The sequence below is a fragment of the Solimonas soli DSM 21787 genome (assembly GCF_000474945.1).
Lineage (GTDB): Bacteria > Pseudomonadota > Gammaproteobacteria > Nevskiales > Nevskiaceae > Solimonas > Solimonas soli.
Window position 1 is genome coordinate 1 of record NZ_KI440836.1, and the last position, 14235, is coordinate 14235.

Sequence of the window (14235 nt, forward strand, 5' to 3'; positions counted from 1 at the left end):
AGGCCAGAATCTTCGTGACGACGCCGGCGCCGACGGTACGGCCGCCCTCGCGAATCGCGAAGCGAACGCCGTCTTCCATCGCGATCGGGCTGATCAGCTCGACCGTCATCTGCACGTTGTCGCCCGGCATCACCATTTCCTGGTTGAACTGGATCGACCCCGTCACGTCCGTCGTGCGGAAGTAAAACTGCGGACGGTAGCCCTTGAAGAACGGCGTGTGACGACCGCCCTCTTCCTTCGTCAGAACGTACACCTCGCCCTCAAACTTCGAGTGCGGCTTGATCGAGCCCGGCTTGCACAGCACCTGCCCGCGCTCGACGTCTTCCTTCTTCGTGCCGCGCAGCAGAATGCCCACGTTGTCGCCCGCCTGCCCCTGGTCCAGCAGCTTGCGGAACATCTCCACGCCCGTGACGATCGTCTTGGCCGTGTCGCGGATGCCGACAATCTCGACTTCCTCGCCCACCTTGACGATGCCGCGCTCGATACGGCCCGTCACCACCGTGCCGCGGCCCGAGATCGAGAACACGTCTTCGATCGGCAGCAGGAACGGCTTGTCAGTCTCGCGCTCCGGTTCCGGAATCCAGGTGTCGATCGCGTTGTACAGCTCCTCGAGCTTGGCCACCCACTCCGGCTCGCCGGCAATCGCCTTGGTCGCCGAGCCGCGGATCACCGGCGTGTTGTCGCCGTCGAAGTTGTACTTGCTCAGAAGATCGCGCACTTCCATCTCGACCAGGTCCAGAAGCTCGGCGTCTTCCACCAGATCGCACTTGTTCAGCCACACCACGATCTTCGGAACGTTCACCTGCTTGGCCAGCAGAACGTGCTCGCGCGTCTGCGGCATCGGGCCGTCCACCGCCGACACCACCAGAATCGCGCCGTCCATCTGCGCCGCGCCCGTGATCATGTTCTTCACGAAGTCCGCGTGCCCAGGGCAGTCCACGTGCGCGTAGTGGCGGTTCGCGGTCTCGTACTCCACGTGCGACGTCGCGATCGTCAGAATCTTCGTCGCGTCGCGGCGGCCCTGCGATTCCGACGCCTTCGCCACCTGGTCGTAAGGCACGTACGTCGAACCGAACTTGTCCGACGATACCTTCGTCAGCGCCGCCGTCGTCGTCGTCTTGCCGTGGTCAACGTGGCCAATCGTGCCCACGTTCACGTGCGGCTTCGTGCGTTCAAACTTACCCTTTGCCATCGCGCAGTCTCCGTTACTTCTCTTTCGCCGGAACAGGGCGCCGATCGGCGCCATTCATAAAAAGCACAAAGACGGCCGCCGCGCCCGCGTCTTCCGCGTCGCCGCAACCGCCGTCGGATTCGCCGCTACCGCAATGCCGCGAACCGCTTGAATCTGGTGCCCACGAAAGGAATCGAACCTTCGACCTCACCCTTACCAAGGGTGTGCTCTACCGACTGAGCTACGTGGGCTTGCAAGCACTCATCAACTGGCGTCGACTGGAGCGGGTGAAGGGAATCGAACCCTCATAGGAAGCTTGGAAGGCTTCTGCTCTACCATTGAGCTACACCCGCCTCACCCGACAACCGCCGTCAATATCGTCAAAACTGGTGGAGGGAGGTGGATTCGAACCACCGTAGGCGTTAAGCCAGCAGATTTACAGTCTGCCCTCGTTGGCCGCTTGAGTATCCCTCCGCCACGGCCTCGCCGGACGTCAAGCCCGGAAAGGGCCGCGTATTCTCGTCGCCGAGGTGCCTTGCGTCAAGGAGATTCAGCGGCTTTCAACGATCGCCGCTCAGACTTCGCGGGCGATCGCGCGGTAGCCGATATCGCGCCGGTGCTGCTCGCCGTCCCAGGCGATCTTGTCGACGGCGGCATAGGCAGCCCGCTGCGCGTCGCGCACCGTCGCGCCGCGCGCGACCACGCAGAGCACGCGGCCGCCGCTGGTGACGACGGCGCCGTCGTCACGCAACGCCGTGCCGGCATGAAAGACCTTCGCGGCGCCGAGCTCGGCGTCGAGGCCGCGGATCACGTCGCCCTTGCGGATCGTGCCCGGATAACCGTGCGCCGCCATGACGACGCCGAGCGTCGGCTGCGGATTCCACACCGGCGTGACGGCGTCGAGCCGCCCGGCGACGGCGGCCTCCAGCAGTTCGAGCAGCCCGGAATCGAGGCGGAACAGGATGGGCTGCGTCTCCGGATCGCCCATGCGCACATTGAACTCGAGCACGCGCGGCTCGCCGCGGCCGTTGATCATCAGGCCGGCGTAGAGAAAGCCGGTGAACGGCGCGCCCTCGGCGGCCATGCCGCGCAGGGTCGGCTCGATCACCTCGCGGCAGGCGCGCGCGTGCACCGCCGGCGTCACCACCGGCGCCGGCGAATAGGCGCCCATGCCGCCGGTGTTCGGACCGCTGTCGCCGTCGCCGATGCGCTTGTGATCCTGCGACGTCGCCATGACCACGTACTGCTGGCCGCTGGCGACGACGATGAAGCTGGCCTCCTCGCCCTCGAGGAAATCCTCGACCACCACGCGCGCGCCGGCCTGGCCGAGCAGGCTGCCGCCGAGCATGTCGCGCACCGCGGCCTGCGCCTCCTCGACCGTCGTGGCGACGACCACGCCCTTGCCGGCGGCGAGGCCGTCGGCCTTGACCACGATCGGCGCGCCGCGCTCGGCGATGTAGGCGACGGCGGGCGCGATCTCGGTGAACACGCGGTATTGCGCGGTCGGGATGCGGTGACGCTCGAGGAAATCCTTGGTGAAGGCCTTCGAGGCCTCGAGCTGGGCGGCGGCGCGCGTCGGTCCGAAGATGGCGAGTCCGGCGGCCTGGAAGGCGTCGACGACGCCGAGCGCCAGCGGCGCTTCCGGGCCCACGACCGTGAACCCGACGCCCTCGCGCCGCGCCAGCGCCAGCAGGCCGGCGACGTCCTCGACGGCGACCGCGGCATTACGGCACTTCGCCTCGCGCGCGGTGCCGGCATTGCCCGGCGCGACGATGACTTCGGCGACGCGCGGCGACTGCGCGAGTTTCCAGGCCAGCGCGTGCTCGCGCCCGCCGCTGCCGATCACCAGTACCTTGAGCGCCTCAGCCATGACTCACCCGCTTTGCGGAATAGGGATTTTGGGGGGCGCTAGGGTACCGGAAAGAAAAACCCGCGGTGGCCGAAGCCACCGCGGGTCGGGACCATCTGCCGCCGCCGGATCAGCGCGGCAGGATGGTGTTGCCGTCGACGCGCACCTTTTCGCCGACCGACAGGCCGCCGAGTTCGGGCACGTTGATGACGCGCGAGCTGCCGGTTTCCATCGTCACCGTGACATCGTAGGTCGTGGTGGCGCGGATCTGCTGCTCGGCCATGTGACCGCCGACGGCGCCGGCGATCGCGCCGAGCACGGTCGCCGCGTCCTTGCCCTTGCCCTTGCCGAACTGGTGGCCGATCACGCCGCCGGCGACACCGCCGGCGACCGCGCCGGCGCCCGAGCCCTGACCCTTCTGGCGAACCTCGGCGATGTTGCTGATCGTGCCGCAGTCGTAGCAAACCTGCGGTTCGGGTGCCGGAGCCGGTGCCGGTGCCGGTGCCGGCGCGACCGGGCGCGGCTTCGGTCTCGGCTTGGGGACCGGCGCGGGCGCCGGCTCGGCCGGTGCCGGGGCCGGTTCCTCGGCGGGCGCCGGCGCGGTTTCGGCGGGCACGGGCTGCTGGGCCGGGTCGGTGACCGGCGGCGGCTCCTGCGGTTTGCTGCAGGCCGCGACGGTCAGCGCGAGCGCCAGCGCGGCAAGCGATGGGCGCAGGGACGAGATGTTCATGAATACCCCCCTCGAATGAAGAAGTAGTTGCTGATGGGCGCGGACTGTAGAGCGCATCGCTGAGCCGAAACTGAATTGCCGGCGGCGCGAGGCGCAAGCATTGCGCGGCGCGGCCGCTGCATGCAAGCGCTGTTCTCCTACGAAAGCGCCGAGAGTCTGGCGCTCGTCACCGACAGCCGGTAGATCAGCGTCTCGGCGAACACCTTGTAGAAGCGCAGCTGGCAGTCGCGCGACATGTCGTCGAGCAGGGTCGCGTTGACCTTCAGGGCCAGCACCCGTGTCGTCGCCACGACGGTGGCGGTGCGCTTGGTCGTGCTGAGAAAGCCGATCTCGCCGACGCAGTCGCCCTTCTCGAGCTGGTGCAGCAGCTTGCCGCGCTTGCGCACCTCGGCGCTGCCAAGCGCGAGGATGAAGAAGGCGTTGTCGATCTCGCCCTCGCGGATCAGCGCGTCGCCGGGGTTGTACGTCGCCATCTGGCTGACGGCGAGGATCTCGTCGATCTCGTCATCGCTGAAGGTGCTGAAGAAGCGCAGGCGACGCAGGGAATCGCGCGATTCGCGGCGCGTGACCTGGTGATCGGAAAGCCGCAACTGGTCGAACAGCCGGCTCAGCGTCGCCGCCAGCTCGTGCCCGGACTGGAAACGCTGCGCCGGGTCCTTGAGCAGCAGGCGCTCGACGACGTCGGACACCGCTTCCGGCACTTCGGGCCGCAGATCGCGCACCCGCGGCGCCGGCGTATGGCGGATGGCGCGGAACAGCAGCGGCAGCTCGGCATCGGTGAATGGCGGCGTGCCGACCAGGAGCTGGAACATCACGGCGCCGAGCGCGTAGAGATCGCTGGCCGGGCCCAGCCTGGCGCGCGTGATCTGCTCCGGCGACATGTACAGGGGCGAGCCGAGCACGCCCTGGCCGCCGGCGGAGGTGCGCCCGGTGATCTCGGCGATCGAGAAATCCATCAGCTTCGGCACGCCCTCGCGCGTCAGCATGATGTTGCCGGGCTTGATGTCGCGATGCAGGACACCCTTGCCGTGCGCGTAGTCGAGCGCCTTGGCGCACTTGAAGACGATGTCGAGCACCTGCGCGAGCGGCGCGCGACGCGCGCCGGGGCGGCACAGCGGCTGCAATGTCTCGCCGTCGACGTATTCCATGACCAGATAGCTGAGCTCGGCTTCGACGCCGGCGTCGTACAGGGCGACGATGTGCGGATGCTGCAGCATGCCGGCGGCGCGCGCCTCGGCGAAGAAGCCGCGCTCGTGGGCGGCATCGTCGGCATCGGGATCGTGCAGGGCCACCTTCACCGCGACGTCGCGCTGCACGAAGGGATCGAAGCCCTTGAAGACCACGCCGCAGGCGCCGCGGCCGAGTTCGGCGAGCAGCTGATACTTGCCGATCTGCGTCGGTGCCCGCGCGATCGCGCCACCACCGCCCGCCGCAGACTGTTCTTGCTCGACCATGCGCCCCGCCCTCGACCCGCAGCGAGCATAGCCGGGGCGTGGCGGAGCAACCAGCCGCCGTCAGCGCGGCTCTGTGATGGAGTCGTGGAAGGCGAGCACGGCGCGCAGCGTGCGGTCCGGCGCCTCGACGTGCGGGAAATGGCCGATGCCGTCGAGCAGCACGACGTCGGCATTCGGCATCTGCGCGCGGTAGCGCTCGACCATGGCGGTGCCGAATACCGGGTCGGCAGCGCCGTAAATGAGGCGCGCCGGCACGCCGGACGCGCGCAAGGCCTCGCCCCAGCGACTGCGCAGGGCGCGCCGTTCCCGCGTGTAGTGCAGCAGGCTGCGCACGACACGGCGGCCGTCGCGCAGGCACAGCAGCGTCCAGTAATCGTGCAGCTCGATCAGCCCCGGCTGCGTCTGCGGACCAAACAGCGCGCAAAGATCCGCGCTGAAGCGGCGCAGTCCGGCCACCCGTACAAACACGGCGCCGAACGGGCTCAGCAGAAAGCGCTCGAGCCAGGACGCGCGATGTGCCTCGACGAACGGCGAGCCGTTCAGGAGTACCACGCTGCACGGCCGCGCCGCCGCCTTGCCCTCGCGCGCACGCGCCAGCAGTTCCTGCGCGACGCAGACGCCGTAGCTGTGCGCGAGCAGATGCACGCGCGTCACGCCGCGCGCGGCCAGCAGGCGCTCGGCGAGATGGGCCTGTTCGGCGATCGAGTAGGCATGCGGATACGGCTTGTCGGAAAAGCCGAAGCCGAGGAAGTCGAACGCGATGACGTGTGCGAAGCGCCGCAGCAGGCCGGGCCACATGGCTTCGAAATCCCAGGACGCGGTCGGCAGGCCGTGCAGCAGCAGCAGCGCTTCGTCGCCGCCGCCCTGCGCATGCACGAAGATCGAGCGGCCGTCGAAATCGAAGGTACTGCCGGTATCGCGCCAGCGGCTCAGGCTCATGGCGAGCGTGTCTGCCGGACGATGAAGTCCGCCGCCTCGCGCAGTGCCGCGTCGGCCTCCGGAACCTTGCCGGCGAACACCTGCCAGACGTGCCACAGGCCGCGCCAGACCTTGTATTCGACCTCGACGCCGGCGGCACCGGCGCGTTCGGCGAGCCGCCGCGCATCGTCGTACAGCAGCTCGGTATCGGTGACCTGCACCAGCAGCGGCGGCAGGCCGCGTAGATCGGCGAACAGCGGCGAGGCCAGCGCGGTTTGCGCCGGCCGGCCAGCGAGATAGGCGGCGGCCGCCTCGCGCAGCATCTGCGGATCGAGGATCAGCTCGCTGGCCGCACGGCTGACGATCGTCTCGCCGCCGAGGCTCAGATCGACCCAGGGCGAGAACAGCACGATGCCGGCCGGCATCGGCAGGCCCGCCTCGCGAACCTGCAGGGCGCAGGCCAGCGCCAGGCCGCCGCCCGCGGAATCGCCGGCCAGCACGATGTCGGCCGCCGCGATGCCGCGTTCGAGCAGGCCGCGGTAGGCGGCCAGCGCATCGGCGGGCGCGGCCGGAAACGGATGTTCCGGCGCCAGCCGATAGTCGACCGCGACGACGCGCGCCTGCGCCCACTCGGCGAGCCGGGCGTTGACCGCGCGATAGATGCGCGCGGCGCCGAACAGGTAGGCGCCGCCGTGCAGATAGAGCACGACGCGACGGGCCGGCTGGTGCGTCGAACTGATCCACTCCACCGGCACGCCGCGCAGCGTGTCGGCCGCCGTGCGCGTGAACGGCGCGATCGGCAGGCGCGCCACCATCGCCACGCGCAACAAGGCGCGCCGGCGCAGCGCCACCGAACGGCCGGCGCGGAAGATCGGCGCGAGCAGCCAGCGCACGGGACGGCGCCAGGCGATCGCACGCAGGGAAGGACCTCGCTCACTCATGCGCCGAGCATAGCCAAACCGCCGCCGTGCCGGCGCACCGGCATAATAGGCGGCATTCATCGTGTCGGATTCTGGGTTCGTGAGCCTCGTCGTTTACCACGTCCGCGCCGCCGATCTGCGCGCGCACCTGTTCGAAGTCCGTTGCCGTCTCGCCGCGCCTGACCCGCAGGGACAGGTGTTCAGCCTGCCCAGCTGGCTGCGCGGCAGCTACCTGATCCGCGACTTCGCCAAGCACGTTGTCGGCCTGCGCGCCGAAAGCGGCGGCCGGCCGCTCGCCATCGAACGCCTCGACAAGCGCTCGTTCCGCTGCGCGGCAAGCGCGGCGCCGCTGGAAATCGTCTACCGCGTGCACGCCTTCGACGAGTCGGTGCGCAAGGCCTGGCTCGACACGCGGCGCGGCTTCTTCAACGGCAGCTCGCTCTTCTACTGCCCGCGGGGTTGCGAGCGCGGCGAGTTCACGGTGGAACTCGAGGCCCCGGCCGATCCGCTCGCCGCCGGCTGGCGCGTGGCGACCACGCTGCGCGCGGTCGAGATCGACGCGCGCGGCTACGGCCGCTACCGCGCCGCCGACTACGAAGAGCTCATCGACCATCCGGTCGAGATGGCGGACTTCCAGCGCATCGACTTCGATGTCGACGGCATTCCGCATGCGCTGGTGCTGTCCGGCCGCGTCGACGCCGATCTGCCGCGCGTCGCCGCCGATCTGGCGCGCATCTGCCACGTCGAGCGCGAGCTGTTCGGCCAGGAGCCGAAGCTCGACCAGTACCTGTTCCTGACCCACGTCGTCGCCAACGGCTACGGCGGTCTCGAACATCGCGATTCGACCGCGCTGATCTGCTCGCGCGGCGACTTCCCGCGCCGCGGCGACAGCAAGCTGAGCAAGGACTACCGCACCTTCCTCGGCCTCTGCAGCCACGAGTATTTCCACTTGTGGAACGTCAAGCGCATCGCGGCCGCGCGCTTCCTCGCCTCCGATCTCGGCAGCGAGGCCTATTCGCAGGATCTCTGGCACTACGAGGGCGTGACCTCGTACTACGACGATCTGTTCCTGCTGCGCGCGGGGCTGATCGACGCCGCGACCTATCTCGACGTGGTCGCCGAAAACGCCACGCGCCTGGAGCGCATGCCGGGCCGCAAGCAGCAGACGCTCGCCGACGCCAGCTTCGAAGCCTGGATCAAGTACTACCAGCCCGACGACAACACGCCGAACGCGGCGGTCAATTACTACGTGAAGGGCGCGCTCGTCGCGCTATGCCTCGATCTGCGCCTGCGCCGCGATTCCGCGACGACGCTCGATACCGTGCAGCGCGAGGCGTGGCGGCGCTGGGGCGCAACGGGCGCCGGCGTGCCGGAAGGCGGCCTCGAACAGCTGGCGCAGGAGTTGTCGGGTCTCGATCTCGCCGCCTTCTTCGACCACGCCCTGCGTTCGACCGAGGAGCTCCCGCTCGCCGAGCTGCTCGCGGATTTCGGCGTGCGCGCCGCGCGCCGCGCCGCCGTCTCCGACAGCGACATCGGCGGCTGGGTCGCCGGCGATCCGCCGCGCAGCTGGGCCGGCCTCAAGCTGCGGCCGGGCGAGACGCGCGTCATGCACGTGCTCAGCGACAGTCCCGCGCGACAGGCCGGAGTCTCGGCAAACGACCAGATCGTCGCGCTCGACGGCCTGCGCGTCAGCGCCGCCAACTGGCAGGCCCATGTCGCGGCGCTGGAGCCGGGCCGTCGCTACGCGCTGCACGTCTTCCGCAACGACGAGCTGCTCGAACTCGACTTCGTGCCGGCCGCGCCGCCGCAGGACACCTGGACGCTGACGCTCACCGATGCGAGCGAGGCGGTTGCGGCGCGGCGCAAGGCCTGGATCGGCGTCTGAGATGAGCGATCTGATCATCAAGGCGCTCCTCGCCTATCTGCTCGGCAACGTCATGGGCGGCCAGCTGATCGGCCTGCTGCGCGGCGGCATCGATTTGCGCAAGGTCGGCAGCGGCAATGTCGGCGCCACCAATGCCTTGCGCACGCAAGGCGCCGCCTTCGCGCTCGGCGTGCTCGCCATCGATGTCGCCAAGGGCGTCATCGCCGCGCTGGCGATCCCGCATCTGCCGGCGTTCGGCGCGCCGCTGTTCGCTGCCCATGAACAGGCTTACGTGTGCGGCGTCGCGGTCGCGCTCGGCCATTGCTATCCGGCGCTGTACGGCTTTCACGGCGGCAAGGGCGTCGCCACGCTGGCCGGCGTGTTCGGCGCGCTGCTCACGCCGGCGCTGGCCTGGATTCTCGCGGCCTTCGTGCTGCTCGTCGCGCTGACCGGCTACGTCAGCCTGGCCACGCTCGGCGCCGCCGCGACCGCGATCGCCTGGGTCGCGCTGACCCTGCCCGGCGGTCTCGCCTCGCCGGCCGGCATGTTCACGCTGGCCATGGCCCTGCTCATCGTCTGGAAGCATCGCGAGAACATCGGCCGCCTGCTCAATGGCGGCGAAAACCGTTTCGAGAAAGCACGGGTGCTGGGCCGATGGCTGTCGCGCTGAACGAAGCCGAACTGCTCGCGCTCGTCGACGCGCTCGCCGACGGCGCCTGGCACTCCGGCGAGGATCTGGCGGCGCGCTCCGGCGTGACGCGCGCGGCGCTGTCGAAGCGCATCGACAAGCTGCGCGACTGGCAGCTCGAGGTCGAATCGCGGCAGGGGCTCGGCTACCGCCTCCGCGCAGCGATCGAGAGACTCGATGCGGCGACGCTGCAGGCGGAAGTCCCGGGCTTGCGGGTCGCGGTCCGCCCGGTCGTCGATTCGACCAACACCCGCCTGCTCGAGAGCGAGTCGGCGCACGATCCGCAGGCGCTGTTCGCCGAACTGCAAACCGCCGGTCGCGGCCGGCGCGGGCGGCAATGGATTTCGCCCTTCGGCGCGAATCTGTATTTCTCGATCGCCTGGTCCTGGCCCGGCTGGCCGCGCGAGCTGACGGCGCTGTCGCTCGCCGTCGGCGCCGAGTGTGCGCTGGCGCTGCAGGACTTCGGCCTTGCCGACATCCGCCTCAAGTGGCCGAACGATCTGCTGGTCGACGGGCGCAAGCTCGGCGGCATCCTGATCGAACATCGCGGCGAAGCCGGCGGCAGCTGCCGTGTCGTCATCGGCGTCGGCATCAACCTGCGCATGGCGGCGGCACAGGGCGAACAGGTCACGCAGCCCTGGATCAATCTCGACGAGGCACTCGCCCGGCTCGAGCACGCCGCGCCGGGCCGCAACGCGCTCGCCGCTGCCTTGCTGCGCCGCCTGCACGCGCGCCTGAGCGCCTACGAAGCGACCGGCTTTGCCGCCGTCGCCGAGGACTGGACGCGCTTCGATGCAACGCGCGACGCGGCGGTGCGCATCCAGGGCGGCACGGAAATCACGGACGGCATCGCGCGCGGCGTCGACGCCAGCGGCGCGCTGCTGATCGAGACCGCGCGCGGCATGCAGGCCATCCACGCTGGCGAAGTCAGCCTGCGCCTCGCATGAAGCTGCTGATCGACATCGGCAACACGCGCCTCAAGTGGGCGCTGGCGCGCGACGGCCGATTCGTCGACCACGGTGCCGTCGTTCACGGCGGCGAGCCGGCGCGGGTCATCGCCCAGCTGCCCGCCGCCGCATTCGATGCGGTGTGGGTGTCTCACGTCACCGGCGCCGCACACGAAACCGCACTGATCGACGCCACACGCAGCCGCTACGGACAGGCCCCGCGTTTCGCGCGCAGCACGGCCGAATGGCATGGCCTGCGCAATGCTTACCGCGAACCCGAGCGCCTCGGCGTCGATCGCTGGCTGGCGATGATCGCCGCGTGGCAGGCGCATCGCGGCGCCGCCGTCATCGCCAATGCGGGCACCGCCTTGACGGTCGACGTGATCGCAGCCGATGGACAGCATAGCGGCGGCATCATCGCCGCGGGACTGGCGGCGCAGCAGCGCGCGGTGCTCGGCTCCACCCGATTCGACGTCGGCGCGTTCGGCGCGGACGAAGACGCGGCGCTCGGAACCGACAGCCAGAGTTGCGTGCGACAGGGCGCGCTGCTCGCGTGTCGCGGCGCCGTCGAATATGTCGAAGCGCTGGCGCCCGACGATGCCATCCGCTGGTTGACCGGCGGCGATGCTCATGTACTCGCCGCCGGACTTCACCGCAAGTGGCGCCACGAACCGCAGCTGGTGCTCGACGGACTGCTGGTGTACGCCGAAAACGCCGGCACGCCGTAAACCGGCGTCGGCGTAGCGTCAATCCACCAATACCGAGCCGGTGCCGTTGCAGCTCAATTCCGCACCGAGATCGGCGTTCGCCAAGTTCAGCCCGAGAGCCGCCAGGAGATTGTTCAAGAGGGGATCAAGAACCGGCGCCAGCACGCTGCCGACCAAGGCGCTCACCAAACTGGTCACGCCGCTCAACAGTGCATTCACGGTCGACGTGAGCAACCCGAGCCCGGGCAGGATCTGTATGCTCAGCTGAAGCGAGTCGATCGTACTGGTCAGACTCGAGACAATGTTCTGTGTCGACAGTGACTGGTACATCTGCGTCGGCTCCGGACTTGTGCCGATCTCGGGAAGGCCGTCGGGCGCGCTCGTCGTCGCACTGTAGGTGAACGTCTTAACCGAACTTGCGCCGACGGGCAGATTCTTGGCCGCTAGTTGCACTTGCGCGACGGTTGTTCCGAGCAGTGTCAGGCTGAGTACATTGATCGTGCTCGCGGATGGAAATCCCGCCGTGGAACTGAAGACATCCGCTTCCTGCGTTGTCGTCAACTTCCCCACGCTCGCATTGGCAATGGCAGTTTGCGTCTGCGCCGTCAGGCTCTTGCTGCCATCGGCCCCGCAGGTATAGCCCGTCACCCACCCTTCCGCTCCACCGATCTGAAGTGCGATATCCAGCTTGTTGTCCAGCAACTGCACACCCAACAGCGGGCCAAGAATGTTCATTAATTGATTGACGAGGCCAATGACGGAGAGATCCACTCCGACAAGCACGCGGATTTGCCCGGTACGAACGTAGATACGGTTCGCGCCGTTCCTCGGATCCGAGCCGATCAATGCCGGATTACCGATGGCCGAGGGCTGCGGCTTTTCGATCACACTGGCGCGGATCGATACGCCGAGTACGCCCGGCACGCTGATCGGCACCGTGGCGGCGATCGCGTTCTGCTTGTTGGCGATTTCGACCACGGCACGCACGAGATCCATGGCGTTGACGACCGCGTTGAGCCCCGCCGTCTCGGCGCCGGTCTGCAGGGTCAGCAGGCTGCCAAGCGGCACCGTCAGCGTGTTGACGTTGACGCCGACCGTGGTCAGCTGGCTCTTGAACGCCTGCAGGGTGACACCAGCGGTGCTGCCGGTACCGACCGCCGCGATCGTCGCATCGAGAACCTGGCCGAGCGAGACGTTCGATGCGTTGAGCAGATTCTGGTAGGTGCCGATGTCGACGGCCGCGTTGATTCCCAGAATGTTGTTGAGGAATTGCAGAAGATTGACGTTGGCATTGGCGACGCCTTGCCAACCCACGACACTCAGCGCGGCACTGCCGCCCAGCAGATTCGAGAGCAGGGCATTGACGACACCGTCATTGAGCGTCGCCAGCGTGCTGCGGATTTTCAACTGTGCCTGCGCGGAATTGACGGTCGCCGTCGCAGTCGCCCTCAAAGACGTTCCGGCGAGCAGAAAGTGCGGCGGCGTACCGGTGATGATGGCGCGGACCGCGACCTGGTTCAGATCGGTGTCGCTTGCCAGCGCGACGAAGCTCGGCGCCACCGACGGATTCCAGGTACCGCAGCTGACGGCCAGGGTGTACGGGCGCGTGCCCAGGTTGTTGGTGGCGGCGGTCGAAGCGGCGGGCTTCGCATTGTTGTTGCAGGAGCGCGTGCCATCGCTGTTGACCAGCTTCGCGGCACCCGCGAGCGCCGCCATGTCGGCGGCTTTCTGATAGTCGCGCTTGTAGTAGTAGAGGAATCCGATGTCCATCAGCGCCAGCAGCGCGATCAGCATGCTGATGCCGATCGCCGCAAACAGGACGATGGAACCGTCTTGGCGCTTGGCGCGAAGAAGTCGCGATCCGCGAATTCGCCTCATGGGAAAGTCCTCAACTCAGCTGCAGGATCGCGCAGCCCGTCAACGCGGTCGGCGTCCAGCTGCTGTAGCCCGTCGGATTGGGAATGATGCGGATGCCGCTGAACGGCACACTGACGCTGACCCGCAGCATGGTCGTCGAAGAAACCCCTCCACAGCTGCCGCCGTCGACCTTGATCTGCGGAAGCACATTGGCGAGCAACCAGGTCCGCCTGGCTGCGTAACTGGCGCCCGGAACCACCGCAGAGTTGGCCAGCGATTCGATCACCTGCGCTTGAATCGAGCCCAGCGTCTGCGCGGTGGGATCATTGAGGCTTGATGGAATGGTTGCGACGGTCTTCGCCTGCGTGAAGCCGGCCGCGCGCGCGCCGTCTTCCGCGGCGCGCGAGATGGCCATTTGCGCGTACAGCGCGGCGCCGAAGGTCGCCAGGCCGTAGAGCAGCAGCATCAGAACCGGCAGCAGCAACGCGAATTCCACCACGGCGGCGCCGCGCTGCTGCCTGACGCGAGGACTTGGCGTTCTCATGTGATCGGCAGCGCCCGTCCGTCCAGAAGGACCCGCGCCTGCCCGGACAGCGAGCTCGGCGCGAGGAGCCCGAAGCCAGGCAAAGTCGGAAGGACCGGGCTCGTGGCGTAGGGATAGCTCACCGTGACTACTACCTGGCACGGTGTGGTGCTGTTGCAGTCCGGCATGGGCGAGCCGGGGCAGGCGACATTTACCGGACAGATATAGGCATTGATGTTCAGCGCATGCCAGTGGCTCATCCAGCTTGCCCGCGCGCTCGCCGTCTGGATTGCGGCCTGGATGCGCTGCAGCATCTGCGCCTGCCGGTGTTGAACCGCGGTCTGCCCGGCCGTATAGGTGATGACCTGATTGCTCAGCGCGGCACGCGCACCATCCTCGGCAGCATGCTGGATGCCCATGCGCATGAGAAAGATGAGGCCGTACATCAAGCAGCCGTAGAAGAAGATGAAGAAAACCGGAAACACGAGGGCCAGTTCGACGGCGGTCGCTCCCCGCTGATGTTTCATCGCGCCGCCGGTACACATCCTGTTCATCCCCGATTCCCAAGTTGGCGCGCCATCTCAGGCGAACCCTTACCCGCATTCCG

The 14235-nt window shown here is 68.2% G+C and carries 13 protein-coding genes and 3 tRNA genes; 4 read left to right on the forward strand and 12 right to left on the reverse strand.

The window, feature by feature from the left end:
• The 9 genes from tuf to K344_RS21480 form a co-directional block, all read right to left on the reverse strand.
• On the reverse strand, positions 1-1192 hold a 1192-nt coding region (tuf, locus tag K344_RS0112055; protein ID WP_028079879.1), incomplete at its 3' end, for an elongation factor Tu.
• A gap of 154 nt (positions 1193-1346) precedes the next feature.
• Positions 1347-1422 (reverse strand) — tRNA-Thr (locus K344_RS0112060).
• A gap of 28 nt (positions 1423-1450) precedes the next feature.
• Positions 1451-1524, reverse strand: a tRNA-Gly gene (locus K344_RS0112065).
• Between the two features lie 34 nt (positions 1525-1558).
• Positions 1559-1645: transfer RNA gene (locus K344_RS0112070), tRNA-Tyr, on the reverse strand.
• Positions 1646-1745: 100 nt separating this feature from the next.
• Complete coding sequence (purD, locus tag K344_RS0112075; RefSeq protein ID WP_028080880.1) at positions 1746-3041, reverse strand: phosphoribosylamine--glycine ligase; 1296 nt, start codon at positions 3039-3041, stop codon at positions 1746-1748.
• 109 nt (positions 3042-3150) lie between these two features.
• A complete protein-coding gene (locus K344_RS21475) occupies positions 3151-3750 on the reverse strand; it encodes a glycine zipper 2TM domain-containing protein (RefSeq protein ID WP_051362179.1) in 600 nt (199 codons plus the stop codon).
• 137 nt (positions 3751-3887) lie between these two features.
• Positions 3888-5204 (reverse strand): serine/threonine-protein kinase, encoded by a 1317-nt coding sequence (locus tag K344_RS0112085; RefSeq protein ID WP_051362180.1) that lies wholly within the window; start codon positions 5202-5204, stop codon positions 3888-3890.
• 60 nt (positions 5205-5264) lie between these two features.
• A complete protein-coding gene (locus K344_RS0112090; protein WP_043114440.1) occupies positions 5265-6143 on the reverse strand; it encodes an alpha/beta fold hydrolase in 879 nt (292 codons plus the stop codon).
• Entirely contained in the window at positions 6140-7063 is a 924-nt protein-coding gene (locus K344_RS21480; protein ID WP_169729296.1) for an alpha/beta hydrolase, read from the reverse strand. Before K344_RS21480 ends, K344_RS0112090 begins: the two co-directional genes overlap by 4 nt.
• Before the next feature lie 79 nt (positions 7064-7142).
• Here K344_RS21480 and K344_RS0112100 point away from each other — a divergent pair, with 79 nt between their 5' ends.
• The 4 genes from K344_RS0112100 to K344_RS0112115 are packed head-to-tail and all read left to right on the forward strand — an operon-like array spanning position 7143 to position 11269.
• Positions 7143-8927, forward strand: coding sequence for a M61 family metallopeptidase (locus K344_RS0112100; RefSeq protein WP_028080883.1), 1785 nt, complete (start codon positions 7143-7145; stop codon positions 8925-8927).
• Between the two features lies 1 nt (position 8928).
• A complete protein-coding gene (gene plsY, locus K344_RS0112105) occupies positions 8929-9576 on the forward strand; it encodes a glycerol-3-phosphate 1-O-acyltransferase PlsY (RefSeq protein ID WP_028080884.1) in 648 nt (215 codons plus the stop codon).
• Positions 9561-10541, forward strand: coding sequence for a bifunctional biotin--[acetyl-CoA-carboxylase] ligase/biotin operon repressor BirA (gene birA, locus K344_RS0112110; protein ID WP_043114442.1), 981 nt, complete (start codon positions 9561-9563; stop codon positions 10539-10541). The genes plsY and birA overlap by 16 nt, the downstream gene beginning before the upstream one ends.
• Positions 10538-11269 carry a type III pantothenate kinase gene (locus K344_RS0112115; protein ID WP_028080886.1) on the forward strand — a complete coding sequence of 244 codons (732 nt, stop codon included), beginning with the start codon at positions 10538-10540 and terminating at the stop codon, positions 11267-11269. Before birA ends, K344_RS0112115 begins: the two co-directional genes overlap by 4 nt.
• Before the next feature lie 18 nt (positions 11270-11287).
• On the opposite strand, the gene K344_RS0112120 is transcribed toward K344_RS0112115, so the two are convergent.
• Genes K344_RS0112120 through K344_RS0112130 form a run of 3 tightly spaced genes read right to left on the reverse strand, consistent with a single transcriptional unit; the run spans position 11288 to position 14182 of the window.
• Complete coding sequence (locus K344_RS0112120) at positions 11288-13126, reverse strand: TadG family pilus assembly protein (RefSeq protein ID WP_084197376.1); 1839 nt, start codon at positions 13124-13126, stop codon at positions 11288-11290.
• A gap of 10 nt (positions 13127-13136) precedes the next feature.
• Complete coding sequence (locus tag K344_RS21485) at positions 13137-13649, reverse strand: TadE/TadG family type IV pilus assembly protein (RefSeq protein WP_043114444.1); 513 nt, start codon at positions 13647-13649, stop codon at positions 13137-13139.
• Positions 13646-14182, reverse strand: coding sequence for a TadE/TadG family type IV pilus assembly protein (locus K344_RS0112130; protein WP_051362183.1), 537 nt, complete (start codon positions 14180-14182; stop codon positions 13646-13648). Before K344_RS0112130 ends, K344_RS21485 begins: the two co-directional genes overlap by 4 nt.
• Between the last annotated feature and the right edge of the window lie 53 nt (positions 14183-14235).